Here is a 25,243-nt window from a genome sequence, read left to right as displayed (position 1 = left end):
GGGTCCGCCGCCGACGTTGTGCTCTGCGCGGGCTGCGACGGGACGAGTGTCCTGCCGATGGCAAGTTCTGTCTGACAGACCCTGGACGTGGTGCTCTTCGGGAAGAGGGACTGTCTCGATGACCGGGCAGGCGATTGCCGAGAGCGTGCCTGGTACCGCTGCTGCGGTGAGACCCAGGAGGCATGCAGGCGTAACTCTGCGGGCGCATGACGATCACCCGTGTGCGTCGGCTGGGTGAGCAATACGTCAGCTCGGGGAGCGATGTGAGGCCCCGTCAGTCGCGGGACGCTGGAATGGCGCCCGCAGGAAACGGGCGTCATCCACGAGGAAGGACCGGTCATGAGCCGCAGTGCGTCAGCCTCCGCCCGTATCCGTGTCGCCGCAGGTGCCGCCGCCCTGATCGCCGTCGCCTGCACCGCCTCCGCCGCGGCCTCTGGTCGTTCGCCCGGGTCCGACTCCCCCGGCGGGTCGCGGGAAGCCGCTGCCCTCACCGGGTCCGCCAAGCTCTCCCGGACGCTCGGGGACGACATCACCTTCACCTTCGACGCGCACCTCGCCGCCCGACACCGGATGGATCCGGCGAAGGCCACCGGGACCTTCCGCTTCAGCCACTACCTCGACGGCGAGGGCGCCTGGGCCAAAGGGCGGATCGACTGTCTGGTGACCGGTGGGAAGGTCGCCGTCGCCACCGGTGTCATCACCGGTAGCGACCTGCCGGGAGCGAAGGGCAAGCGGGTGGGCTTCACCGTGCACGACGTGGGTCGGCACGACCGGTTGGGCTACAGCTGGGCCTCCGTGGGAAACCCGGTGGAGACCAAGGGTCTGCCCAAGTGCGTGAGTTCAGCGCCGTTCGAGCGAGTGAAGAGCGGCACCGGTGACTTTCGGGTGTTGCCCTGGCAGCCGGACTTCGTCGAGTAGAGGGCCGAGTTCCCTTCTGTGGAGGCCTGAGCCGGGGCATCGGTCGCATGGACCGGCCGGCTGCCGGCCGCCAGGATGCGGGGGTTGCCGGGCTGCCGCGCGCGCCGAGCTGCCGGGGCTGCGGGGGCTGCGGGGGTCAGCGCACGGGGAAGCCGTAGGAGTAACCCTGTTCCTTGAGCCGCGGCAGGATCTGGCGCAGGGCCTCGACGGTCTGGGAGCGGTCGCCGCCCGCGTCGTGGAAGAGGATCGTCGGGCCGCCCGGCAGCTCCCGTTCCACGGTGGCGACAATGGCGGCCGTGCCCGGCCGTTCGAAGTCCTTGGAGTCCACGTTCCAGCCGAGCGGGCGCATGCCCCGGGAGGCGGCGAGGTGGCGGCTGTAGGGGGTGAAGGCGCCGCCGGGGGCCCGGTAGTACATCGGCCGGACGCCCCCGGACGCCTGGGTGATCATGCGTTCGGCGTCCAGTATCTGCTGCGCCTGGTAGGCCTGGGGCTTCTTGTCCATGGTGGTGTCGTGGGACACCGAGTGGTCGCACAGCCGGTGCCCGGCCGCCACCACCTGCTTGACCAGGTCCGGGTGGGCCTGCGCCTGCGTGCCCACCATGCAGAACGTGGCCTTGACCCCGTACTGGCGCAGCACATCGAGTACTTGGGGGGTCCACACGGGGTCGGGGCCGTCGTCGATGGTGATGTTGACGCCGCGCGCCCCCTGGTCCGAGGCGTGCGCGATGTCGGCCGCGACCGGCTTGACGGCACTTCCCGGCCTGGCGGACGTGGTCGCGTCGGACGACGGGCTGCCCAACGCTCCGGCCTGCGCGGTCCACACCGAGGCACCGGCAGCGAGCAATGTCACCCCGAGCGCCGCCCCGAGAACCTTGCCGTTCCAGCCCCGCCCGCCGTGCCGTGCCATGTCCGTCCCGCCTTCACGCAGTTCGTCGCCATTTCTCTGGTCACCTCGCGACCACCTGGCAGGACGAGCGACGGCGGCCACAGGATGCGTCCGTTACCGATCAAGGACAATTCCGGGGGAGTTCGCGGACAACCCGGCCGACGGCGGCCCTATGCAGGCCGGTTGGCCCGGACGGGCGAGGGACCGCCCCGAGTGGATGTCGATGCGCAGCAATTGCCCGGTGGCGTGGCCGCGGCAGTGGTCGGCCGGGTGGGCCTGCTCGGCGAGGCCCGCGCCTGCACGGTGGGCGCCGTGCAGGGCGCCCACAAAAACCATGGCGGCCAGGACGGCGCCCAGGTGTCGCTAACGACGGCGACGCTGTCGGCAGCTGGTGCTGGGCATCCTGGAAGGAAGAGTCCCAGCAGCCTGATGGGTTGCCGGCGAAGCCGATGCCCCGCGAACCGGCACATCGCGTCATTCCGAAGGAATGCGAAACTCGAATTCGGGACGGTCCCACGGCACGGCGGGCGGGTTCGCGAACGCGGTCCCGGTCCGCACCGCACCGACGCGGTGGTAGAAGCCCTCGGCGGGAAGATGCGACACGACCTTGAGGCGGTCGAGCCCGGCCGCACGGGCCTCGGACTCCATGTGCGCGATGAGCAGCCGTCCGATGCCCCGTCCTTGCGCTTCGTCGGCGACGAACAGCAGGTCGAGCTCCGGTGGAGCGAGGACGAGCGAGTAGAACCCGAGGACCCGGCCTTCCTGCTCGTCGGCGCCGACGGCCACAAAGGAGCGGTGGGCCTCGATGTAATCCGGACCGACCCGGTAGCCCGCGACTGCGGCTGCGTACTTACCTTCGTAGGCGCCTGAGCCACGCACGAGCCGCGTGAGCCGTTTGGCATCTCGCGCGACGGCCCGCCGTATCGTGATCGGCTGGCTGATCGGGGGTGTGCGTGAACTCATCGGGAGAGTATTTCGCATCGGGGAGTGCCTCCGTGCGGCGGGTCGACTACTCGGGCAGGCGTTCCTGCACCGCACCCGTGAATCGCTTGCCCAGGGTGGTACGGCGAGGTCACCCACGCGGCGTGTGCGGGAGCGCCCCTGGCGCCCTGAGCTCGGCGGCGCTACTCGGCGCGCGGACCCGCTTGAGGGCGCCTCCGCTCACCCGGACGAGGGTGCGTCGCAGCTCGACGTGGGCCGGTCGGACGGGACTGGTGTTATTGCGCGCCCACATCAACCTTCGTCGTGCCGTCGGCCAGGTGTGACGTTCGCCCCGGGCGGCCCGGAAGGGAAGCCCCGGTCCACCGTCGAGAGGTCACCGACTTCTACGGCGTCTCCATCAACGTCCTGCACGACTCCCGGTCGCACCCCACTCGGCATCGCCGAACGACTCGCGGCCGGTCTGTGGTGGGCGGCACAATCCCTACGCTGTCACGGATGGCGCGGGAGACGTGTCCGCTACCGCTCCCCCACCGGCACCCGCCACACCAGCGTGGTGCCGCCGTCGGGCGGGCTGCTCAACTCCATTTCGCCGCCCAGCTGTTCGGCACGCTCGGCCATGTTGAGCAGTCCGCTGCGGCGGCCGTCGGCCGGAATGCCCACACCGTTGTCGGCGACCGTCAGCCGCAGTTGGCGGCCGTCGCACTCCAGCGCAAGGTCGGCGCGGTCGGCGTGGGCGTGCCGGGCGATGTTGGTGAGGGCCTCGGAGAGCACGGCCAGCGCGTGGTCGGCGATCTCGCGCGGCACGTCGGTGTCGAGCAGTCCCTCCATGCGCACGCTGGGCGCGAAGCCCATCAGCGGGGCCGCCTCACCGACGGCCCGTAAGACCCGGGCGCGCAGTCCCGTCCCGGCCCCGCCGTCACGCGCCCGCAGCCCGAAGATCGTCGACCTGATGATCTTGATGGTCTCGTCCAGGTCGTCCACCGCCCGCACGACCCGCCCGGCCGCCTCGGGATGGTCGATGAACCGGCCCGCGCTCTGCAGGGTCATGCCCGTGGCGAACAACCGCTGGATCGCCAGGTCGTGCAGGTCACGAGCGATCCGGTCGCGGTCCTTGAGCACCGCGATCTGCTCGGCGTCCTCACGTCGATCCGCCAGCTCCATTGCTACGGCGGCCTGCGCGGCGAAGCCTTGCAGGGTCTCGGTCTCCGTCGTCGTGAACTCCGGCCGACCGGCCTCGCGTGCCAGCAGGAGCACGCCTCGGACTCCGTCCTCGCCCGTCCCGATGGGCACGGCCACGGCGGGACCGAGTCCCTGGAACCGGGGCGGTTCCGGGGTAATGCGTTCGTCGTGGGAGACGTCCGTACTGACGGCGGGGGCGACGGTGGAGAAGGCCAGCCCCATCAATGTCGCGTCCATCGGCAGCACGAGCCCCTTGTGCGCGTCGGAACCCAGCCCGACGGCGATCTCCACGGCGAGCGACCCGGTGTCCTCCATAGGGGACGCGACCGCGGCCAGCGCCGATCCGGTGATCTCGCCGGCCCGCTCGGCGATGAGTCCCAGCACGTCGGTGCGCCCCCCGCCGGACATGAGGCTGTGGGTGACCTCCGCGTTCGCCCGCAGCCAGCGCTCCCGCAGCCGGGAATCCTCATAGAGGCGGGCGTTGTCGATGGCGACGCCGGCCGCCACCGCCAGGGTCGAGAGAACCGACTCGTCGTCCTCGTCGAACTGCGCGCCGCCCCGCTTCTCGGTGAGGTACAGGTTCCCGAAGACCTGGTCGCGCACGCGGATGGGCACGCCGAGGAAGCTGTTCATCGGCGGATGGTGGTCCGGGAACCCGTATGACGAGGGATGCTCGGAGATCTTCGTCAGGCGCAGCGGCTCGGGATGGCGGATCAGCTCACCGAGGATGCCGTGGCCCTCCGGGAAGGGGCCGATCCGGGCGATCTGCTCTTCGGTGACCCCGACCGTGTGGAAGGCGGAGAGACGCCTGCCGTCCGGACCGATCACACCGAGAGCCGCGTACTCCGCGTCGACCAGCACCCCGGCGGCCTCGACGATGCTGTGCAGCGCCTGCTCCAGATCCAGCTCGCGGCCGACCGAGAGCACCGCCTCCAGCAGGCTGTGCACCCGGTCCCGGGTGCCACGGGCCGCGTCCAGCCGCGCCTGAAGCTCCTCCAACAGCTCGTCCAGCCTCAGTTGCGGCAGCCGTACACGGGCCTCCTGCGGCTGCTGGGGGCTTGCCACCTGTGTCTCCTCGGGTCCTTCGGACGGGCTGACACCGGCCGCTCCGGTCGTGGACCACGCTACCGGCCGACGGCGGGTGACGGTACAGGTTCGGATCCGGCGGCAGCGGGTCCGGTGGCCGTCCTTGCGGAGAGCGGAGCGCCGGCTCAGGGCTGGGGCCGTTCGGCCCTGGGCGGGGACGGACAGCATCTGCCGGGCGGAGCGGGCGATGTTCGACGCTGAGGCCACGTCGTGACCGAGGAGCCGAACCGGGTCCGCCGAGCCGAGGAGCACAGCGTCATGGTCCGTACGTGCACGACTTTCGCGAGGGGCGCCGGGACATGGCAGACCTGTTGGGCGGCAAGGGCGCGAACCTGGCCGAGATGACCCGGCTGGGCTGCCGGCCCGCCGTTCCGGGTCCCGGTGGCACGTCTGGAGGCGGGGCCGGGCGGCGCTGTCCGGCACCGAGGGCAGCTACAGCCGGTGAGGGTATGCCGTATCCCGAGCACCGGCTGCGTGCCCAGGTGGAGAGGGCCGTGCACCGCGCGGACACGGCCCGCCGGTCGGCCGGGCCGCCTCCGTGGCGCGGCGGCGGAGGCCGCGGGAGTTCCGCTCCTGATGAGTGAGGGCCGTCCGGCCCTCATCGGGGACCATCGGCCCTTGGCGCGGCCCTCGGCCAGGGAGAAGCTTGAGGCAGGAGCGGCACCGATCCCCCGCGGTGTCGCTCCGTATGGATTCCGACCGGGCAGCAAGCCACGAAACCCCCAACGGAAAGTCCGTCATGGCCCACAACGCCAGGCGGCCGGCCCTCGCAGGCCCGCGCCGCCGCATCGAGCTCGACAGCGCCGAGGCACTGCGGCTGCTGGGCAGCGTGTCCTTGGGGAGGGTCGTCTTCACTCTGCACGCGCTGCCGACCGTCCGCCCGGTCAACCACGTCCTGGACGGCGGGGACATCGTGATCCGCACCCACGAGGGCACCGCTCTGACCTCATACACTCAGCAGGCCGACGGCCCCGGTGTCGTCGTCGCCTACGAGGCGGACGACATCGACGCGACGACGCATCTCGGTTGGAGCGTGGTGGTGACGGGTTACGCCCGGCCGGTGACCGACCCCGGTGCACTGGACCGCTACCAGGCGATGCTGGAGCCGTGGGCGGAACAGCCCATGGACCACGCGATCCGCATCCGGCCCGAGCTGGTCACGGGCATCCTGCTCACGCGATCGGAACGATGAGCGCGGGGCAGTGTGAGCGGTGCAGGAGGGTACGGGTAACCGGTCCCGGGCGCACAGCATCAGGCCACCGGGATGATCATGACGCAGCTGGGCGTGAGCGCCGAGGAAGCGCTGCTACGCCTGCGTGCGCGAGCTTTCACTGGTCCACCGAGCCTGCCCGGGCCGACGACGTCATCACCCGCGTGCAGAGCGTCATCGCCTCCAGGGCCACCCTGGAGATCGCCAAGGGCATGATCGCCCAGTACGCGGACACCACCATCGGCGAAGCCTCACAACTGCTCACCGCCTATGCGAAGCAGCGAAGGCTCCGTCTCACCGAGACCGTCCAAGCCCTGGTCACCCGCGACATGAACCCGGCCGCCATCGTCGAGGCAAAGCCCCGGGCGTGACGCGCTCGTGTGTCGACCGGTGCGGTTGAGGCGCAACGGCGTGCGCCGGCGCAGCGCGTTCTCGAGCGGATGGACGCGCTGATGTCGGAGACCGGCGACGAGGACCGACCCGTCGCCTACAGCCCCTGACGGCCCCGGCTTGATGGCTACCCGCCGTCCTGACTGAGCGATGGATGGGGCCCCGTTGCGGACCCTGCCAGGTGTCGAGCGGGTACTGCGCCGAACGCGAGGAGCCCGTCGGCGGCGGACAGCGGGCGTGGCGCGGCAGGTCTCCTGGCGGTCTCGCCGATGGCGTCGCCGACGCCGGTGACCGGCCGCTGGGTTATACGTTGTTGCACTTCGGCTTCCTCCTGTTCGCGGGCTTGCCGACGCCCGGCCATGCGGGCCGAACTCGCCCGCCCCGGGCTGCAGTTCGTGAACGAGCAGGTGCCAGCGCCGCGAGCGGAGTCCGGCGGGTGGCGGAAGGAGCGGTTCGCGCGCGGCGGCCGCCGTCCCGTCCGTCCCCCGCCGGTACAGCCCGCTCGGCGTCCGGCCGTGAGGGACTGGGGTGTCACCCCGGTTCGAGCGCGCCGGAAGTCGGGTTGTGTGTGAGCGACTGCCGGAACGGCACGTCGTCTCGCGGGAGGACTGAGCCATGACCATGCCGATCCCCGTCTACTTCATCCACGGGCTGTGGCTGCACAGCGCCTCATGGGAGCCGTGGATCGATCTGTTCCGCAAGGAGGGCTACGACCCGTCCGCTCCGGGCTGGCCGGGCGACCCCGACACCGTCGCCGAGGCCCGGGCGAACCCGGAGAGCATCGCCGACCACGGCATCGACGACGTCGTGGAGCACTACGCGGCACTGATCGCCGAGCTGCCCGTACCGCCCGTCCTGATCGGGCACTCCTTCGGCGGCATGATCGCGCAGAAGCTGCTCGGCCAGGACCGCGCCGCCGCGGCCGTCGCGATCGATGCCGCGCAGATCAAGGGCGTCCTGCCGCTGCCGCTGTCGGCGCTCAGGGCCACACTGCCGGTGTTCAGGAACCCCGCCAACAAGCGCCGCGCGGTGTCCCTGACGGCTGAGCAGTTCCGGTTCGCCTTCGGCAACGCGGTCTCCGAGGAGGAGTCCGCGGCGCTGTACGAACGCTGGACCATCCCCGCCCCCGGCAAGCCGCTCTACGAAGCGGCCTCCGCCAACTTCAACCCGCACTCCGCGGCGAAGGTCGCCACCGGGAACAACGGACGGGGCCCGCTGCTGCTCATCTCGGGCGGCAAGGACCACACCGTTCCCGAGACCGTCACCCGCGCGACCCTCAAGCAGTACCGGCACTCCGACGCCGTCACCGACATCATCGGCTTCCCTGATCGCGGGCACTCCCTGACCATCGACAGCGGCTGGCGCGAGGTCGCCGAGACGGTCCTGGCCTGGCTGGGCCGGCAGAACCTGGGGGGCGCGCGATGACGTCGAGCACCTTCGGGCCCGCAGCCTTCGACCTCGGTCTGGCCGGGCGGAGTGCCGTGGTCACCGGGGCCGGGCGCGGGATCGGACTGGCGGTCGTCGAGGCACTCCTCGGCGCCGGCGCCCGCGTCGTGGCGGGTTCGAGAGGGCGTACCGATGCCCTCGACGCCCTGGTCAAGGGCGGCGCCGAACTCACCGTCGTGGAGCTGGATCTGACCGAGCCCGGCGCCCCGCCCGCGCTGGTGGCGGAGGCGGTCGCCGGGTACGGCGGCGTCGACGTGCTGGTGAACAACGTCGGCGCGGTGCGTCCGCGCGTGGACGGTTTCCAGGCCGTGTCCGACGCCGACTGGGACTGGGCCTTCACGATCAACTTCATGGCCGCCGTACGGGCCACCCGTGCCGCACTGCCTCACCTGATCGCGAGTGGCGACGGACGGATCGTCACCGTCTCCTCGGTCAACGCCCGCCTGCCCGATCCCCTGGTCATCGACTACAGCGCCGCCAAAGCCGCGCTGACGAACTTCTGCAAGGCCCTGTCCAAGCAGGTCGGGCGGGAGGGCGTCCGCGTCAACACGGTGAGTCCCGGGCCCGTCGAGACCGCGCTGTGGAAGGGCGCGGGCGGTGTCGCCGACACCGTCGGGCAGTCGCTGGGCGTCGATCCGGGCGAGGTCGCACGCAACGCCGCCGGGGCGGCGGCCACCGGGCGGTTCAGCACTCCGGCCGAGGTCGCCGACCTCGTGCTCTACCTGGCGAGCCGGCGCTCGGGGAACATCACCGGTGCGGACTTCCTGATCGACGGAGGCATGATCGACGCTCTCTGACGGACTCCTCCCCTGACACCGGGCCAGGTCTCCCACGGACCGTGCGGAGGCCGGGCCCGCCACCGACTTCGGGCTTGTGGCCGACCGCGCCCGGGGCGGATCCGAAGCGCCGCACGGACACCGCCTTTTTCGGGGCAGTACTCTGACCTTCCAGACAGACCGAGTCCGGGGACCCGGCTGATGGGGGGAACGTGGAGCTCATCGGTCGGGACGATCAGCTGGATCTGTTGCGCCGATTGCTTGCCGATCCGCGGAGCCACGGGAGCGCGCTGCTGGTCCGTGGGGCGCCCGGAATCGGGAAGACGGCGTTGCTCGCCGAGACCGCCACGCTCGCCGAAAGGCTCGGCTACCGGATTCTGCGCACCAGCGGTGTCGAAGCCGAGAGCGACATCCCCTACGCCGGTCTGCAACTGGTTCTCCGCCCGTTGTCCGCGGGGGCCGCCGAACTCGCCGCGCCGCACCGGCAAGCACTGGACACCGCTCTCGGGCACGCCGAGGCCGCTGTCCCGGACGTCTTCCTGGTCGGTCTGGCGGTTCTCAACCTCCTGGCCGACGCTGCCGCGGTCGCTCCGGTGCTGGTCCTGGCCGACGACGTCCAGTGGCTCGACGACGCCACCGCCGGCGTCCTGGCCTTCGTGGCGCGCAGGGTCGGCACGGAGCCGGTGGTCATGGTGGGCGCCGCGCGCGACGGCTACCGGTCGCGTCTGAGCCCCGACGAAGTCACCTCCGTGACCCTGGCCCCGCTCACGGACGGCCAGGCCGCGGAACTCCTGGCGGACCACGCTCCGGACCTGCGTCCCACGGCACATCGCCGACTGCTGGCCGAGGCGGCCGGGAACCCCTTGGCGCTGACGGAGCTGTCACGCACCCTCGGCGCCTCGGCGGATCCGCACGTCTCCCAACTGCCCCTCACCGAGCGGCTGGAGCGGGCCTTCACCGACCGCCTGGAGACCCTGCCGGACATCACCCGGGCTCTGCTGCGGATCGCTGCTCTCAACGACAGTCCGTCGCTTCCCGAGATCTACACCGCGACCCGGCAGCTGACCGGCGCGACGGCCTCGGCCGCGGAACTCGACCCTGCCGTGCGTACCCGGCTCGTGCACGTCGTCGGCACCGAGCTGCGCTTCGGGCATCCGCTGATGCGGTCGGCGATCCAGCAGACCATGCCCGGCGGTGTCCGCCGCGCCGCGCACGCCGCCCTCTCGGCCGTACTCGATCAGGAGCCGGACCGACAACTACGTCATCGGGCGGCCGCGGCCGACGGCCCGGCGGAGGCGGTCGCCGCCGCGTTGGAGGACGCCGCTCACCGGGCCGCGCGCCGCGGCGGCATCGCGGCGGCTGTCACGGCCCTCGAGCAGGCCGCCGCACTCAGCGAGGACGTCGGCCACCGAGCGGAACGGCTGTTGCGGGCGGCCGACTTCGCCGTCGAGCTCGGCCGGCCCGAGACCGTGACCCGGTTGCTGGACCAGGCCCTCACCGGGCCGCTGTCACGGCGGCAGCACGCCACGGTCGTCTGGCTGCGCGGGGGCTTCGACGAGGGACTGCACGGCCACTCGTCCGGCGCCGTCTCGCTGACGGCACTCGCCGAGGAGATGGCAGCGGAGGACCGCGCGCTGGCGCTGCGGATCCTGTGGAGCGCCGCCCAACTGTGCTTCTGGTCCGAACCGGGGGCGGAGGGACGCCGCGGGGTCCTTCAGGCCGTGGAGCGGATGGAGCTGGACGAACTCGATCCGTGGCGGCTGGCCATCTGCGCCTACGCCGCGCCGGTCGATCGCGGCGCCTTCGTCCTGGACCGTGCCCGGCACGTCGCGTTGAAAGAAGGTGACGACGGCCGCGCCTACCGCATGCTCAGCACCGCCTCGCTGCTCGTCGGCGGCTACGACCTGGCCCGGGTGTTCTCGGCGGCCGGCGGTGCGCCGCTGCGTGTCCAGGGACGGCTGGGGCTGTTGGCCCGTACGGTCGGTGCGGACGCGTGGAGCGCCCTGGTGGTGGGCGACCTCGGTGCGGCGATCGCCGCGACCGAGGAATCACGAAGGCTGGCGCGCGAGACCAGCCAGACGATGATGTACGCGTTGATGACCGCCACCGCGGCCAAGCTGGCCGCGGTGCGGGGCGAGGTGGATTCCGCCCTGCAACTGGCCGAGGAGGCGGAGGAGATCGGGCTTCCGGCCGGGGCGCGTCCGGTGCTGGCCACCGCGACGATGGCGCGCGGGCTGGCCGCGTTGGGCGCCGGGCGGTTCGAGGAGGCCTTCGGTCACTTCCGCCGGCTTCACGATCCGGCGGACCCCGCCTTCCAGGTCGCCCTGCGGCTGACCACCGTAGGCGACCTCGTGGACGCGGCGACGCACTGCGGGCGCCTGGAGGCCGTGCTCCCGATCGTGACCGAGCTGGAAGAGGTCGCCGTGGTGACCCCCGCGCCGGTACTGCACGCCGACCTGCGGCTGGCCCGGGCCCTGCTGGCCTCCGATGAGGACGCCGACCCGCTCTTCACGGCCGCGTTGGGCGCCGATCTCAGCGCGTGGCCACTGATCAGGGCCCGGACCCACCTGGCCTATGGCGAGTGGCTCCGGCGCCGTCGGCGCAGTGTCGAGTCCCGCGACCACCTCCGGGCGGCCCGCGACATGTTCGACGCGCTCGGCGCGATCCCGTGGGGGGAGAAGGCCCGCCGGGAACTGCGGGCCGCGGGTGAGGCCAGCCGCCGCCGGGCCCCGGACGCCCGTGACCAGCTGACCGCCCACGAGCTGCAGATCGTCCAGCTCGCCGCCGACGGGTTGACCAACCGCGAGATAGGCCAGCGGCTCTACCTGTCGCACCGGACCGTCAGCTCGCATCTCCACCGGATCTTCCCCAAGCTGGGCGTGGTCTCGCGCGCCGAGCTGCGCACAGTGGTCAGCGCACTGTCCTGACCACCGTCACATGACGCTCGCTGCCGGCCGTGCGGCGCTCCTAGCGTTCCCCCTGCAGGGTCTCGACGAGTCGGGGGGAGCGGTCCCATGGTGTGGAACGGCGTCCAGCAGGCATCCGGACGGTCCCCGGCCATGGTCGGCCGTCACGCGGAACGGGAGGTCATAGGACGGCTCCTCGACGCCGTACGCGACGGCCTGAGCGGAGCCCTGGTCCTGACCGGCGAACCCGGAATCGGCAAGACCCGGCTGCTGGACCACGCCGCGGCCCGGGCCACGGATCTGCGCGTGGTCCGCCTGACCGCGGTCGAGCAGGAGACCGGTCTCGGCTTCGGCGCCCTGCACCGGCTGCTGCGGCCGTTCCTGAACCGGGCGGCCCGGCTGCCCGAGCCGCAGGGGGCCGCACTGAACGCGGCTCTGGGCCTGGCGAAGGGGTCGCCCGCGGACCGCTACCTGGTCGGGCTCGCGACGCTCACCCTGCTGTCCGAGGTCGCCGCCGATCAGCCACTGCTCTTCCTGGTGGACGACGCGCAGTGGCTGGACCGGGAGTCGGCCGAGGCCCTCGCGTTCGCCGCTCGCCGACTGCATGCCGACTCCCTGGGCCTGATCATCGCCGTCCGCGACGCCCTCGGCGGCGCGGGCCTGTTCGAGGCGCTGGACGCGCACGCCGTGACCGGCCTGCCCGAGTCCGAGGCCAAGATCCTGCTCTCCTACGGCACCCGGCGGGTCGACCCGGCCGTGGCCGACCGGATCGTCGCCGGCACCGGCGGCAATCCGCTCGCGCTGCTGGAACTGGCCGACGCCCTCGCTGCCGAGCAACTGTCCGGTGTCGCCCCGTTGCCCGAACCGCTGCCGGTGGGCCACCTGCTGAAGGACCACTTCCAGCGCCTCGTCCGAGCCCTGCCGCCGGAGACCGAAGCCCTGTTGCTGCTGCTCGCGGCGGCTCCCTCGGGAGACATGGGCATGATGTGGCGGGCGGCCGGGAGGCTCGGCCTGTCGGCCCGCGCCGTCGAGCCGGCGGTCGTCGCGGGTGTTCTCGGCCGGGGCATGCCGACGGCCTTCCGGCATCCTCTGATCCGCTCCGCGGTGTACGCCGGCGCCGAACCCGCAGAGCGCCGCCGCACCCATGCGGCACTGGCCGCCGCCTGCGACGCCGTACGGGACGCCGACCGCCGTGCCTGGCACCGGGCCGAAGCCACCTGCGAGGGCGTGGACGACCAGGTCGCCGACGATCTGGAGGCCGCCTCCGAGCGAGCCCGCTCCCGCGGCGGTCACGCCCAGCAGGCGCTGTTCCTCTCGCGTGCCGCCGACTTCACCGGTGACCCGGGCAAGCGGGCCGAGCGGCTGCTCGACGCAGCGCAGGCCCATCTGATCTCGGGCGACGCGTCGGCGGCACGGACCGCGCTGGACCTGGCCGGCGCCGACATCCGTGGCCCGGTGATGCGCACGCGCGAGCTGCGAATACGGGCGACCGCGCAGATGTTCGGAGTCGTCGTCGCCGATGTCCCCGCGATGCTGATGGACGCCGTGACCGGGCTCGGTCCGCAGGACCCACGGCTGACCTGGGAGCTGCTCTGTGAGGCGCTGCACGCCGCGCTGGTCGCCCACGGCCGTACGCAGGGCACGTCGTTGACCGAGGTCGCGGCGGCCGTTGCCGCCGCCCGGCACCGTCCGGACACCGTCGCGTACGGCCGTGACCTGCTGATGGAGGGTCTGGCCCGGCGCGTGGCCGGGGGCTACGAACACGGCGCGCCCGCGCTGCGCACCGCTCTGGACCGGCTGCGGAACGCCGGCGAGATCGGGGACGCGAACAGTCCGTTCGCGGTGATGCTGTCCATGGCCTGCGACGATCGGTGGGACGTCCGGGCCGAGCGCGACATCTCCGGCCGTCTGGCGGCGGCGGACCGCGATGCCGGCGCGCTGTACGCGCTGGGCATGACGCTGCTCGTGGAGGCGCGCTGCGAACTCTGGGACGGACGGTTCGCGGAGGCGGAGGTCCGTTACGCCGAGTTCGAGGACATAGCGGCCGACACCGGCTTCCGCGGCGGCGGAGACATCAACCGGCTCCATCTCTTCGCCCTGACCGGCAGGGAGGCGGAATTGCGGTCAGCGGTGCGCCGGACGGCGGAGATGAGGAGCATCGGCCACGGCCTGCTCCAGCTCCTGGCGCAGCACGCACTGACCCTGTTCGAGCTGGGGCAGGGCCGCTACCGGCAGGCGATGGGGCACGCGCGGGCGGTTTTCGAGGAGGACCCCTTGGCCTGCGGCAGTCTTGTCCTCCCGCTGCTCGTGGAGGCCTGTGTGCGCACCGGCGACCGAGCCGGGGCCGGTGAGGCCATGGCCCGGCTGGAGGAACGCGCCCCACTCGCCGGTACGCCCTGGGCCCTGGGCACCCTGGCCCTCGGCCGGGCGCTGACCGCCGACGGCGACGAAGCCGAGAAGTTCTACGAGGAGTCGGTCGAACTGCTGGGCCAGGTTCCGGTAGCCCTTGAGCAGGCTCGGTCCCGGCTGCTGTTCGGTGAGTGGCTGCGCCGGGGCAAGCGGCGTGCCGATGCCAGGGCACAGCTGCGTGCCGCGTACGAGAGCTTCGACGCCTTCGGCGCGGTGCCGTACGCCGAGCGGGCCCGGATCGAGTTGCTGGCCACCGGCGAGACGGCCCGCAGGCGGACGGAGGAGACCAGGTTCGATCTGACGCCCCGGGAACGGCAGGTGGCCTCCATGGCCGCTTCGGGGCTGACGAACGTGGAGATCGCGACGCGGTTGTTCGTGACCACGTCCACCGTGGAGTTCCATATGAACAAGGTGTTCCGCAAGCTCGGCGTCACCTCTCGCAAACAGATACCTCGCGCGATCGGCACACCGGGGGCCGACCCGGGCCTACGGCCGGACGCAGGCCGCGGCCAGCCGTAGGCTCTCGTCGACCGCGTGCGGGATGTCGACGACCGGGAACAGAGCATGCCGTACGGTCCGTTCGGCGTCGATGACGAGGATCAGCCGCTTGTGCCGCAGCCGGCCCGCGGCGCGGAAGGTCGGCAAGCGCAGGGCCGCGGTCAGTTGGTGGCCGGCATCGGAGAGAAGGGGGAACGGGATGACCTCGGCGTGCGCGAACTCCTGCTGTTCGTCCGTGAATTGAGTGCTGACTCCGCGTACGTCCACGTCCGTCCGCCGGAAGCCGGGCCAGGCATCCCGGAAGAGGCGGTTCTCCAGTGCGCAGCCGGCGGCGCCGGGGACAGGCCCCCATTCGACTCCGGTGCCGGGGTAGGTGAACAGCACGGTGGCGTGGGCGTCCGGTGAGACGACGGGCAGGTTCTCGCCCTGTGTGCAGGGGAGTTCGAGCCCTTCGGGCAGGCGGGTGCCGGTGAGGGCGTGCACACGGGCGTGCTCCGCGCCGTCCGCCGCCGCGGTCGCGGTGAGGCGGCCGTCGCCGAGCAGCCAGCGGTCGCCCCAGTCCTGCATGGCGACGAGGAGAGGCAACAGCGCGGCGCCGGCGTCGGTGAGCAGGTACTCGTAACGCACCGGACGCCGCTGATAGAGGCTGCGCTGCAGCACCCCCTGGGCGACCAGTCGGCCGAGGCGCTCGGTGAGCACCTTGCGGGACAGGCCGAGTTCGGCGGCCAGTGCGTCGAAGCGGACATGACCACGGGCGACCTCCCGCAGCACCAGGACGTTCCACCAGTCCCCCAGGACCGTGGCGGCCTGGGCGATGCCGCAGTTCTCATCGGCGTTGTGCATCCTCATGCACCCATAGTAGGTTCCTTTTCGGAACTCACTTTGTTTCTGGACGGAACTTAACGCCCGCCGGTGCGCGGGCCCAGCGCGAGGAGTGCACCGTGACCGTCATCAGCCGGGTCGTCGCACGAGAGATCATCGACAGTCGGGGCAATCCGACCGTCGAGGTCGACGTGGAACTCAAGGACGGCTCGCTCGGCCGCGCCGCCGTCCCCTCCGGTGCCTCCACCGGCGCACGCGAGGCGGTCGAACTGCGCGACGGCGACCCGACCCGCTTCCACGGCAAGGGAGTCCGGCGGGCCGTGGACGCCGTGAACGAGAGCATCGCGGACGCCGTGATCGGCCTCGACGCGGAGAACCAGGCGGCCGTCGACCTGACGATGATCGAACTGGACGGCACGGACACCAAGTCGCGCCTCGGCGCCAACGCCCTGCTCGGCGTCTCCCTGGCCACCGCCAAGGCCGCCGCGGCCGCCCACCGTCTGCCGCTGTACCGCTACGTCGGCGGAGTCGACGCCCGCCTGCTGCCGGTGCCGATGATGAACATCGTCAACGGCGGCGCCCACGCCGACAATCCGCTCGACTTCCAGGAGTTCATGATCGCCCCCATCGGCGCGGCGACCTTCGCCGAGGCCGTCCGCATGGGCTCGGAGGTCTTCCACACGCTGCGCCGCTCCCTGATCGACGCCGGCCACAGCGTGAACGTCGGCGACGAGGGCGGCTTCGCCCCCGATCTGCGCACCGCCGAGGAGACCCTGGACTTCGTCGTCAGCGCCATCGAGCGGACCGGCTACAAGCCCGGTTCCGACATCACGATCGTCATGGACCCGGCCACGTCGGAGTTCTTCCGCGACGGTGTCTACGACTACACGGGCGAGGGCGTCCGCCGCTCCCCCGCCGAACACGCCGCGTATCTGGCGGAGTTGGTAGACCGCTACCCCGTCGCCTCCATCGAGGACCCCATGGCCGAGGACGACCACGACGGCTGGCGCGACCTGACCGCCCAACTCGGCGACCGCTGCCAGCTCACCGGCGACGACGTCTTCTGCACCAACGACACGCTACTGCGCGCCGGCATCCGCGACGGCATCGCCAACTCGATCCTGGTGAAGGTCAACCAGATCGGCACCCTCACCGAGACCCTGGCCACCGTCGCCACCGCCCACCGCGCCGGCTACACCGTCGTCATGTCCCACCGCTCCGGCGAGACCGAGGACACCACCATCTCCGACCTCGCCGTCGCGACCGGCTGCGGCCAGATCAAGACCGGCTCCCTCTCCCGCGCCGACCGCACCGCGAAGTACAACCAACTCGTCCGCATCGAAGAGGAGTTGGGCAGCCAGGCCCGTTACGCCGGCAGGGCCGACCTGGGACTGCGCCGCTGAGCGGAGTGGGGGGCGAGTGAGGGTGTTCAAGCGTTCCAGGTCCAGTCGGCGACCTCAGGCAGGTCGGTGCCGTACTCGCGGATCCAGGCGTGGTGGCGGGTGCGGGCGTCGGCCATCTCCTGCCGTACGGCGGCGGCGCGGACGGCGAGGCCGGGGACGCGGTCGATGACGTCCATGACCAGGCGGTAGCGGTCGAGGTCGTTGCGGACCACCATGTCGAAGGGGGTGGTCGTCGTGCCGGACTCCTTGTAGCCGCGCACATGCAGGTTCTTGTGGCCGATGCGGCGGTAGCTGAGGCGGTGGATGAGCCAGGGGTAGCCGTGGTAGGCGAAGATCACCGGCTTGTCGGTGGTGAACAGGCCGTCGTACTCGAAGTCGCTCATCCCGTGCGGGTGTTCCTCGCGGGGCAGCAGCCGGGTCATGTCGACGACGTTGACCACGCGGACGGCGAGGTCCGGCAGATGACGGCGCAGCAGCTGCGCGGCGGCCAGCACCTCCAGGGTGGGTACGTCACCGGCGCAAGCCAGGACGGCGTCGGGTTCGCGGGAGCCGTCCTCGGTGCCCGCCCAGTCCCAGATCCCGGCCCCGCGGGCGCAGTGGGCGCGGGCCTGGTCCATGGACAGCCAGTCGAAGCAGGGCTGCTTGCCGGCGACGACGACATTGACGTAGTCGCGGCTGCGCAGCACGTGATCCGCGACGGAGAGCAGGGTGTTGGCGTCCGGCGGCAGATAGACGCGGACGACCTCGGGGCTCTTGTTGAGGACGTGGTCGACGAAACCGGGGTCCTGGTGGGAGAAGCCGTTGTGGTCCTGGCGCCAGACGTGCGAGGTCAGCAGGTAGTTGAGGGAGGCGATCGGAGCGCGCCAGGCCAACTCCCGTGATGTCTTCAGCCACTTGATGTGCTGGTTGACCATCGAGTCGACGATGTGCACGAACGCCTCGTAGCAGGAGAACAGCCCGTGCCGACCGGTCAGCAGATAGCCCTCCAGCCAGCCCTGGCAGGTGTGTTCGGAGAGGATCTCCATCACCCGGCCGTGCCGTTCGAGGTGTTCGTCGACCGGGAGCAGCTCGGCCTGCCAGGCCTTGCCGCTGGCGTTGAAGACGGCCTGGAGGCGGTTGGAGGCGGTCTCGTCGGGGCCGACGACCCGGAAGTCCCGGCGGGACGAGGTGTCGTGCATGACCTGTTCGAGGAGGTCGCCGAGGACCCGGGTCGGCTCGTGCAGGGTGGTGCCCGGCTTGTCGACGGGTACGGCGAAGCGGTCGAGATCCGGGACGGGCAGGTCGCGTACGAGCAGGCCGCCGTTGGCGTGCGGACTGGAGCCGAGGCGCTTTTTGCCCTCCGGCACGCAGGCGAGGACGTCCGCCACGGGGCGGCCGTCGGTGTCGAAGAGCTGCTGCGGGTGGTACGACCGCAGCCAGGCCTCCAACTGCCGCAGGTGCTCGGGGTTTTCGCGTACGCCCGCCAGCGGAACCTGGTGGGCGCGCCAGGTGCCCTCGACGGGGACACCGTCCACCTCGGCCGGGCCGGTCCAGCCCTTGGGCGTGCGCAGCACGATGACGGGCCAGTGCACCCGCTCGCTCACGCCGTCCTCGCGGGCCGTCCGCTGCATCATCTCGATCCGGTCCAGGGCCTGGTCGAAGGCGTGGGCCATGGCACGGTGGACGGCCATCGGGTCGTCGCCGGTGACGTGGATCGGGTCGTGGCCGTAGCCGCGCAGCAGCGCGTCGAGTTCGGCCTCCGGGAGGCGGGCCAGCACCGTCGGATTCGCGATCTTGTAGCCGTTGAGGTGGAGGATCGGCAGGACCGCGCCGTCGTGTACCGGGTCGAGGAACTTGTTGGAGTGCCAGGCGGCGGCGAGCGGCCCGGTCTCCGCCTCCCCGTCGCCGATCACACAGGCGACCAGCAGGTCCGGGTTGTCGAAGGCCGCACCGTAGGCGTGCGAGAGGGAGTAGCCGAGCTCACCGCCCTCATGGATCGACCCCGGAGTCTCCGGCGCCACATGGCTCGGTACCCCGCCGGGGAAGGAGAACTGCCGGAACAGCCGCTCCATCCCCTGCCCGTCGCGCGGCACGTCCGGGTAGGTCTCGCTGTAGCTGCCCTCCAGCCAGGAGTTGGCGAGGACCGACGGCCCGCCGTGCCCCGGCCCCCACACGCACAGCGCGTCCAGCCCGCGCGCCTTGATCACACGGTTGAGGTGGGTGTGGACGAGGTTCAGTCCGGGCGAGGTGCCCCAGTGGCCGAGCAGCCGGGGCTTGATGTGTTCCGGTTTCAGGGGCTCGGTCAGCAGCGGGTTGGCCAGCAGGTAGATCTGCCCGACGGCCAGGTAGTTGGCGGCCCGCCAGTGGGCGTCCAGGGTGCGCAGCTCGTCGTCGGAAAGTACGGTGGCGTCCTGGTGTTCGACGCGTTGTGCCTCGGACATGGGATGGCTCCGTGAGTAGGTCATCGGGCGGTGGAGGCGGCATGGCCGGCAAGGCCGCGGCGAGGGTGCCGCGCAAGTCGTACGAGAAGGAACTGCTGCGTCTTCAGACGGAGTTGGTGAGGCTCCAGGAGTGGGTGCGGGCCGAGGGCGCCCGGGTGGTCGTCGTCTTCGAGGGGCGGGACGCGGCGGGCAAGGGCGGCACCATCAAGCGGGTCGCCGAGCATCTCAACCCCCGCGTCGCCCGGATCGCGGCGCTCCCCAAGCCGACCGAGCGCGAGCGCAGCCAGTGGTACTTCCAGCGGTACGTCGAGCATCTGCCGGCCGCCGGAGAGATCGTGCTGTTCGACCGGTCCTGGTACAACCGGGCCGGGGTCGAGCATGTGATGGGCTTCTGCACGAAGGAGGAGTACCAGCTCTTCCTGAGGCAATGCCCGATATTCGAACGGATGCTGGTCGAAGCGGGGATCGTGCTGCGCAAGTACTGGTTCTCGGTGAGCGACACCGAGCAGCAGGAGCGGTTCCGCAAGCGGCTGGAGGATCCGCTGCGGCGCTGGAAGCTCTCGCCGATGGACCTGGAGTCGATCACCCACTGGGAGGCGTACTCGCGGGCCAAGGACGCGATGATGGTGCACACCGACATCTCCGAGGCACCGTGGTACGTCGTGGAGAGCGACGACAAGCGGCGGGCACGGCTGAACATGATCGCCCACCTGCTGGGTTCGCTGCCCTACCACGATGTGCCGCCGCCGGTGCTGGAGCTGCCGGTGCGCCCGGAGTCGACCGGCTACGAGCGCCCGCCGCGCGATCTGCAGACCTTCGTCCCCGACCACGCGGCGAGTCTTTGAGCAGCCGGTCACCACGGTCTCCGTCGCCACGATCACCATCGTCACACCGGTTCGGGCACGACGGCGACCGGGCAGTCGGAGTGGTGCAGTACCCCATGGGCCACGCGGCCCAGCTGGAGCCCGAAGTGCCGCGGGCGGCGCCTGGCCCCGAGGATCAGTAGATCGGCATCGCGCGAGGCCCCCACCAGAACGGTCCGGGCGTGGCCCTCCACGGTGCGCCGACGCACCACGACGTCGTCGGGCGCCTCCTTGAGCGCCGCTTCCAGGGCGTCCACCGCTTGCTGCTCGTGCAGCCGGGCGGGTTCACCGGCGAGCAGCGGGTGGTCCGTGGTCTCGTGCGCGGGGCACCGCCAGGCCCGTACAACCTCGAGTACGGCGCCCCGTCGCCGCGCCTCCTCGAAGGCGAAGCGCATCGTCTCCGGGGCGGCCGGCGTGTCGCCGACGCCGACGACGACGCGGCCGTGCCCTCCGGGGCGGGCGCGGTCGTCCTGATCGCCGCGCACCACGACCATCGGGCAGTGCGCGTGCCCGGCCACGGTCAGGCTCACGGAACCCAGCAAGGCATCGGCGAGGCCGCCGCGGCCCCGGGTGCCCGTCACCAGCAGGGCGGCGTTCCGACTCTCCCTCACCAGCACGTACTCGGGTTCCTCGGGCAGCACCTCGGTGGAGATCCTCACGTCGGCCCGACGCAGGGAGGCTCGCCGGGCGGCGGCCGCCACGATGTCCTCGGCCCGCACCTGTTCGGACGGCTTGTCCAGATCCTCGGCGAGCGCCTCGCCCTCGTACCGCTCCCACAGCGAGGCGTACACCAGCCGCAGCGGCAGTCCGCGCAGGGCGGCCTCGTCGGCGGCCCAGTCGACGGCCCGCAGGCTGGGCTCGGAGCCGTCGACACCGACGACCACCGGGAGATCCATCGACATCGCGCTCACCGCCCCGCACCGAGGTCGAAGACGATCCGGGCCTTGACCTGGCCGCTCAGGACGTCGTCGATGGACTCGTTCACGGAGGCGAGCGGGCGGGTCTCGTGGATGACCCGGGTGCGGCCGGCCGCGTGCAGCTGGAACACCTCGGCGAGGTCCTGCCGGGTGCCGACGATGGAACCGATCACGCTCGTGCCGTTCAGGACGGTGTCGAAGATCGGGACCTGGATCGTGCCGTGCGCGGGCAGGGCGACCATGACGAGCTTGCCGCCGCGCCGCAGCCCGGAATTGACCGCCGCGAAAGCGGCCTCGTTCACCGCGAGCGCGATCGCCGCGTGCGCGCCGCCGTACCGCTTGAGCACCTCGCCCACATCGTCCTTGCGGGCGTCGATGACCAGGTCCGCGCCGAGCTCGGCGGCGAGTTCCAGCTTCTCGTCGGTGACGTCGATCGCCGCGACCTGCGCCCCGGCGATCTTCGCGTACTGCACGGCCAGGTGACCGAGGCCGCCGACGCCGGAGATCGCCACCAGCTGCGCGGGCCGCACACCGGCAACCTTGAGCGCCTTGTACGTCGTCACACCCGCGCAGGTCAGCGGGGCGGCGTCGAAGGCCGTGACGCCGTGCGGCACCGGCTGCGCGAAGTCGGCCCAGGCCAGCATCTTCTCGGCGTACCCGCCGTCACAGCCGTAACCGGTGTTGATCTGCCCCTCGCACAGCGTCTCCCAGCCGGACAGGCAGTGTTCGCACCGCCCGCACGCTGTGCCCAGCCAGGGCACGGCGACCCGCTGCCCCACGCTCAGGTGGGTGACCCCCTGGCCGAGCTCCTCGACCAGGCCGACGCCCTCATGACCGGGGACGAACGGCAAAGTCGGCTTGACGGGCCAGTCGCCCCGGGCGGCGTGGATGTCGGTGTGACACAGCCCGGAGGCCTCGACCCGGACGCGGACCTGGCCGGGGCCGGGCTCGGGGTCCGGGCGCTCCTCGATGACCAGAGGCTCGCCGAAGGCTCGTACGACCGCTGCCTTCATGATGTCTGCTCCTTGGGGGTCGAGGTCAGTTGTGCGGGACGACGGCGACTGGGGCGGTGGAGTGGTGCAGGACGGTGTGGGTGACCGAGCCGATGTGGGCGCCGAACGGGCTGCGTCGGATGCGCCGTCCCACGACGACCAGTGAGGCCTCGCGGGAGGCGTCGACGAGGTGGTTGCCGGGGCTGCCGTAGGAGGACTCCTCGGTGACCTCGACGTCCGGGAACTTCGCGCGCCACGGGAGCAGGGCCTCGGCCAGGGCGGTGGTTTCGGACCGGGCCAGTTCACCGTGGAGTTCCAGGTCGACGGACAGGCCGTAGGCGTAGTACGGCGGCGGGTTCCAGCCGTGGACCACCCGCAGGGATGTGCTCCGGCGGACGGCGGCCGCGAACGCGAAGGCGATCAGTTCCTCGTCGGGGCTCTCGATGTCGAGGCCGAGGACGACGGGCCGGAAGGGGGCTGCGGCGGACGGGATGCCGACCGGGTCCATCTCGTGCTCGTCGGCGGCCTGTTCGCCGGCCCTCACCAGGACGACCGGCCGCTCGGCATGCGCCACGACGGACAGGCCCACCGAACCGACCATGAACCCGCCGATCCCGCTCAGCCCGCGGGAGCCCAGCACCAGCAGCTCGGCGTCCTTCGCCGCGCCCGCCAGCTCTTCGGCGGGCCGGCCGGACAACTGCTCGGTGATCACGTCGAGGCCGGGGTGGCGCAGTCGGATGCCTTCGGCTGTCTCCCGGGTTGTCCGCTCGGTCCAGTGCTGGTGGGTCTCGGGGCCGAGCAGCGGCGCCTGGGCCATGGGCGCCGGCACCGGCTCCCAGACCTGGACCAACTTCAGCGGAAGGCCAAGCAGCTGCGCCTCGCGGGCGGCCCACTCGGCCGCCGCGCGACTCTCGGCCGAGCCGTCGAGGCCGACGGTGAGGGTACGGGTCATGATCTCCACCTTCTGGATCGGGAGGGGTCCCGATCAGAGCTTTGCCTTCAGCCGCGGTCCCCGGCAGGGGCCACAGGTCCCTGCCGGGGGCCGACCGGCCCTGGCCGATGTGGATGTGGTGCGGCGGAGGCGGCGGCCAGGGCGATCAGGACAACGGCATAGATGAGGTGGTAGTCCGCGAAGGGGTTCGTCGACATGCTCGCCGAACCGTCGGACAGGTGCTGGGCGAGCGGCCACTCGGCGACCCACATCAGCGCCATCATCACGGCGCGCCCGAGGACCGCGAACCGCAGTGCCACACCGGCGATCAGCGCGACGCCGATCCCGAGCAGACCGAGCATGAACCGGCGCGCCGGCAGAGCACCGTCGGCGAGCAGATCGTGGATGGTGCCGGTCTCCACGATCCACCCCTGTGACGGTGGTCGGCGGCCTCCTCCCGTGTCCTGGGCCCGTTCGCGGGCGAGTCAGCGTGGCCGCAGGGTGCCGGTCGTCTCCGGATCGTGGCCGAGTGGCCCGTCCGATCGCCCGGGTGGCCCATGGCCCGCCACCGAGGGCGGGCCACACGCTGGCCATGGCCGTATCCACGTCCCGTCGGGAGGCACGCCGTGATCACCACCCCCACGCCCAGCATGCTGCGAGCCCTTCCCGCCGAACACCGGCACCGGCTCATGCGCCTCGGCCGCGAGGTCTCCTTCCCGCAGGGGGCGCGTCTGTTCGAGGAGGGCAGCCTGGCCGACCGGTTCTGGATCATCCGTACGGGCACGGTCGAGCTCGACATGCACGTCCCCGGCCGCCGGGCGGCCGTCATCGAGACGCTCCACCACAACGAACTCGTCGGCTGGTCCTGGCTGTTCACCCCCCACGTCTGGCACCTGGGCGCGGCGGCGACGACCCCGGTGCGGACGTACGAGTTCGACGCCACGGCCGTACGTCTGATGTGCCAGGACGACCCGGCCATGGGCAGCGCCATCGCCCAGTGGGTCGGCGACGTGCTCGCCCACCGCCTGCGCTCCGCCCGGACCCGGCTGCTGGACCTTTACGCGCCGTACGGCGCCGGCGGCAACGTCTGAGCGCGCCGGTTGGTCCGAAGCGACAACGAGAGGGAGCCACGATGCACGGCACCCCGCACATCGTCAGCGACGTCATGACCCACACGGTCGCCGCCATCGGCTGCAGGACCACCTTCAAGGAGATCGTGCGGCTGACGCAGGACCGGAAGGTCAGCGCCCTGCCGGTCCTGGAGGACGAGGGCCGCGTCGTCGGCATCGTCTCCGAAGCCGACCTGCTGCCCAAGGAGGAGTTCCGCGACAGCGACCCCGACCGGTACACCCAGCTGCGGCGCCTGTCAGACCTGGCGAAGGCCGGCGCGCTCACCGCGGAAGAGCTGATGACCTCCCCGGCCTTCACCACCCGCCCGAACACCACCCTCGCCCAGGCCGCTCGCACCATGGCGCGCGCCAGGCACGCGGAAGGGGCCCGGCTGCACCGCGCGGGACCACTGCGCCCAACGGCACGCGGCCGTGCTCACCCCTCACTCCTTCGTCCTGCTGCCTGACGTTCAGCCGCCTTCCGCAGAGCGGGAGCTGAGACGTCCCCTTCGAGAAGACCGCGAGGGCGTCGTCCATGGTGAGAAATGGCCGCACCGCTGTCAGACGCGAGCGAGTTCCGCTGCGCCGAATGAGACGTCGAAACGGTCGCACCAAATGCTCACGCTGTTGTAGCCCGACGGATCCACGCCCCTGGGCAGGACGTAGTTCTGGCTTCCCTTGTTGCCTTTGAGCTTGCCCAGGCTGACGTACTTGCCGTCGTCGAAGACGTGCCAGCCCGCCTCCCCCTCCTTCACAGACGCGTCGGTCAGCCAGACGCGCAGGTCCGGTCCGTTGCTGGTGTCGAGGTTCTCCAGCCGGATCACGTGGGAGCCGTCGGCCAGCCGTACGAGCTGCACCGTGCCCGATGTCGCATGCTCGTGGCTGATCAGCTCACCACTCGCCAGCGTCTGCGGACCGGTGGCCGAGGGCTGCTCGGAGGGCTCGGACGAGGGCGCCGCAGCAGGAGGAGCAGAAGTCGCCACCGCCCCGGGCAGGGCCTCCTCGACGGTCTCGTCCTGCCACAGCTTCCACGGCTGGAACCAGTACAGCCCGAAGCCGACCCCGCCGACCGCCACCACCAGCACCGCGACGACCAACGGCCTGGTCAGTACCTTCCGCACGCGCCCCACCCCTGCCTCT

19 protein-coding genes and 2 pseudogenes are annotated in these 25,243 nt (G+C 71.6%); 11 read left to right on the top strand and 10 right to left on the bottom strand.

Annotated elements, in window-relative coordinates:
- Nucleotides 1–339: 339 nt before the first annotated feature.
- A complete protein-coding gene (locus tag M2157_RS45820) occupies nucleotides 340–918 on the top strand; it encodes a hypothetical protein (protein ID WP_280859595.1) in 579 nt (192 codons plus the stop codon).
- 136 nt (nucleotides 919–1,054) lie between these two features.
- On the opposite strand, the gene M2157_RS45815 is transcribed toward M2157_RS45820, so the two are convergent.
- From M2157_RS45815 to M2157_RS45805, 3 genes are all read right to left on the bottom strand, one after another.
- The gene (locus M2157_RS45815) at nucleotides 1,055–1,825 is read right to left on the bottom strand and encodes a polysaccharide deacetylase family protein (RefSeq protein WP_280859596.1); all 771 of its coding nucleotides are present in this window, start codon (nucleotides 1,823–1,825) and stop codon (nucleotides 1,055–1,057) included.
- Between the two features lie 453 nt (nucleotides 1,826–2,278).
- Nucleotides 2,279–2,767 carry a GNAT family N-acetyltransferase gene (locus M2157_RS45810; protein WP_280868404.1) on the bottom strand — a complete coding sequence of 163 codons (489 nt, stop codon included), beginning with the start codon at nucleotides 2,765–2,767 and terminating at the stop codon, nucleotides 2,279–2,281.
- A 495-nt stretch (nucleotides 2,768–3,262) separates the two neighbouring features.
- Complete coding sequence (locus M2157_RS45805; RefSeq protein ID WP_280868403.1) at nucleotides 3,263–4,990, bottom strand: GAF domain-containing sensor histidine kinase; 1,728 nt, start codon at nucleotides 4,988–4,990, stop codon at nucleotides 3,263–3,265.
- Nucleotides 4,991–5,750: 760 nt separating this feature from the next.
- Between M2157_RS45805 and M2157_RS45800 the strand changes: the two genes are divergently transcribed.
- The 6 genes from M2157_RS45800 (at nucleotide 5,751) to M2157_RS45775 (ending at nucleotide 14,667) form a co-directional block, all read left to right on the top strand.
- Entirely contained in the window at nucleotides 5,751–6,203 is a 453-nt protein-coding gene (locus tag M2157_RS45800; RefSeq protein WP_280859599.1) for a pyridoxamine 5'-phosphate oxidase family protein, read from the top strand.
- A gap of 182 nt (nucleotides 6,204–6,385) precedes the next feature.
- Nucleotides 6,386–6,592, top strand: coding sequence for an ANTAR domain-containing protein (locus M2157_RS45795; RefSeq protein ID WP_280868402.1), 207 nt, complete (start codon nucleotides 6,386–6,388; stop codon nucleotides 6,590–6,592).
- Between the two features lie 634 nt (nucleotides 6,593–7,226).
- Nucleotides 7,227–8,036, top strand: coding sequence for an alpha/beta fold hydrolase (locus M2157_RS45790; RefSeq protein WP_280859604.1), 810 nt, complete (start codon nucleotides 7,227–7,229; stop codon nucleotides 8,034–8,036).
- Nucleotides 8,033–8,854, top strand: coding sequence for an SDR family oxidoreductase (locus M2157_RS45785; protein WP_280868401.1), 822 nt, complete (start codon nucleotides 8,033–8,035; stop codon nucleotides 8,852–8,854). Before M2157_RS45790 ends, M2157_RS45785 begins: the two co-directional genes overlap by 4 nt.
- 191 nt (nucleotides 8,855–9,045) lie before the next feature.
- Complete coding sequence (locus M2157_RS45780) at nucleotides 9,046–11,760, top strand: LuxR family transcriptional regulator (protein WP_280868400.1); 2,715 nt, start codon at nucleotides 9,046–9,048, stop codon at nucleotides 11,758–11,760.
- 87 nt (nucleotides 11,761–11,847) lie between these two features.
- A complete protein-coding gene (locus M2157_RS45775; protein WP_280868399.1) occupies nucleotides 11,848–14,667 on the top strand; it encodes a LuxR family transcriptional regulator in 2,820 nt (939 codons plus the stop codon).
- Here M2157_RS45775 and M2157_RS45770 read toward each other — a convergent pair.
- Complete coding sequence (locus tag M2157_RS45770) at nucleotides 14,635–15,495, bottom strand: winged helix-turn-helix transcriptional regulator (RefSeq protein ID WP_280868398.1); 861 nt, start codon at nucleotides 15,493–15,495, stop codon at nucleotides 14,635–14,637. The two genes, M2157_RS45775 and M2157_RS45770, sit on opposite strands and share 33 nt — an antisense overlap.
- Nucleotides 15,496–15,587: 92 nt before the next feature.
- Between M2157_RS45770 and eno the strand changes: the two genes are divergently transcribed.
- Nucleotides 15,588–16,871, top strand: a complete 1,284-nt coding sequence (eno, locus tag M2157_RS45765; protein ID WP_280868397.1) for a phosphopyruvate hydratase — start codon at nucleotides 15,588–15,590, stop codon at nucleotides 16,869–16,871.
- Nucleotides 16,872–16,897: 26 nt separating this feature from the next.
- Here the strand turns inward: eno and M2157_RS45760 are convergent, their stop codons facing one another.
- Entirely contained in the window at nucleotides 16,898–19,291 is a 2,394-nt protein-coding gene (locus M2157_RS45760) for a phosphoketolase family protein (RefSeq protein ID WP_280868396.1), read from the bottom strand.
- A gap of 41 nt (nucleotides 19,292–19,332) precedes the next feature.
- Between M2157_RS45760 and ppk2 the strand changes: the two genes are divergently transcribed.
- Nucleotides 19,333–20,136 (top strand): polyphosphate kinase 2, encoded by an 804-nt coding sequence (ppk2, locus tag M2157_RS45755; RefSeq protein ID WP_280859612.1) that lies wholly within the window; start codon nucleotides 19,333–19,335, stop codon nucleotides 20,134–20,136.
- Nucleotides 20,137–20,177: 41 nt separating this feature from the next.
- Here the strand turns inward: ppk2 and M2157_RS45750 are convergent, their stop codons facing one another.
- The 4 genes and pseudogenes from M2157_RS45750 to M2157_RS45735 form a co-directional block, all read right to left on the bottom strand.
- A complete protein-coding gene (locus M2157_RS45750) occupies nucleotides 20,178–21,056 on the bottom strand; it encodes a universal stress protein (protein ID WP_280868395.1) in 879 nt (292 codons plus the stop codon).
- A gap of 5 nt (nucleotides 21,057–21,061) precedes the next feature.
- Nucleotides 21,062–22,084 carry a zinc-dependent alcohol dehydrogenase gene (locus tag M2157_RS45745; RefSeq protein ID WP_280868394.1) on the bottom strand — a complete coding sequence of 341 codons (1,023 nt, stop codon included), beginning with the start codon at nucleotides 22,082–22,084 and terminating at the stop codon, nucleotides 21,062–21,064.
- Nucleotides 22,085–22,109: 25 nt separating this feature from the next.
- Nucleotides 22,110–23,015, bottom strand: a complete 906-nt coding sequence (locus M2157_RS45740; RefSeq protein WP_280868393.1) for a universal stress protein — start codon at nucleotides 23,013–23,015, stop codon at nucleotides 22,110–22,112.
- A gap of 122 nt (nucleotides 23,016–23,137) precedes the next feature.
- Nucleotides 23,138–23,359: pseudogene (locus tag M2157_RS45735) on the bottom strand (hypothetical protein); the annotation flags it as partial.
- A gap of 261 nt (nucleotides 23,360–23,620) precedes the next feature.
- Between M2157_RS45735 and M2157_RS45730 the strand changes: the two are divergent.
- Both M2157_RS45730 and M2157_RS45725 read left to right on the top strand, forming a co-directional pair.
- A complete protein-coding gene (locus M2157_RS45730; protein WP_280859617.1) occupies nucleotides 23,621–24,085 on the top strand; it encodes a cyclic nucleotide-binding domain-containing protein in 465 nt (154 codons plus the stop codon).
- A 41-nt stretch (nucleotides 24,086–24,126) separates the two neighbouring features.
- Nucleotides 24,127–24,477: pseudogene (locus M2157_RS45725) on the top strand (CBS domain-containing protein); the annotation flags it as partial.
- Between the two features lie 186 nt (nucleotides 24,478–24,663).
- Here the strand turns inward: M2157_RS45725 and M2157_RS45720 are convergent.
- Nucleotides 24,664–25,233 carry a DM13 domain-containing protein gene (locus M2157_RS45720; RefSeq protein WP_280868392.1) on the bottom strand — a complete coding sequence of 190 codons (570 nt, stop codon included), beginning with the start codon at nucleotides 25,231–25,233 and terminating at the stop codon, nucleotides 24,664–24,666.
- Nucleotides 25,234–25,243 lie beyond the last annotated feature (10 nt).

The sequence above is a fragment of the Streptomyces sp. SAI-127 genome, from assembly GCF_029894425.1.
Classification (GTDB): Bacteria; Actinomycetota; Actinomycetes; order Streptomycetales; family Streptomycetaceae; genus Streptomyces.
This window is presented reverse-complemented; position numbering and strand designations above follow the sequence as displayed.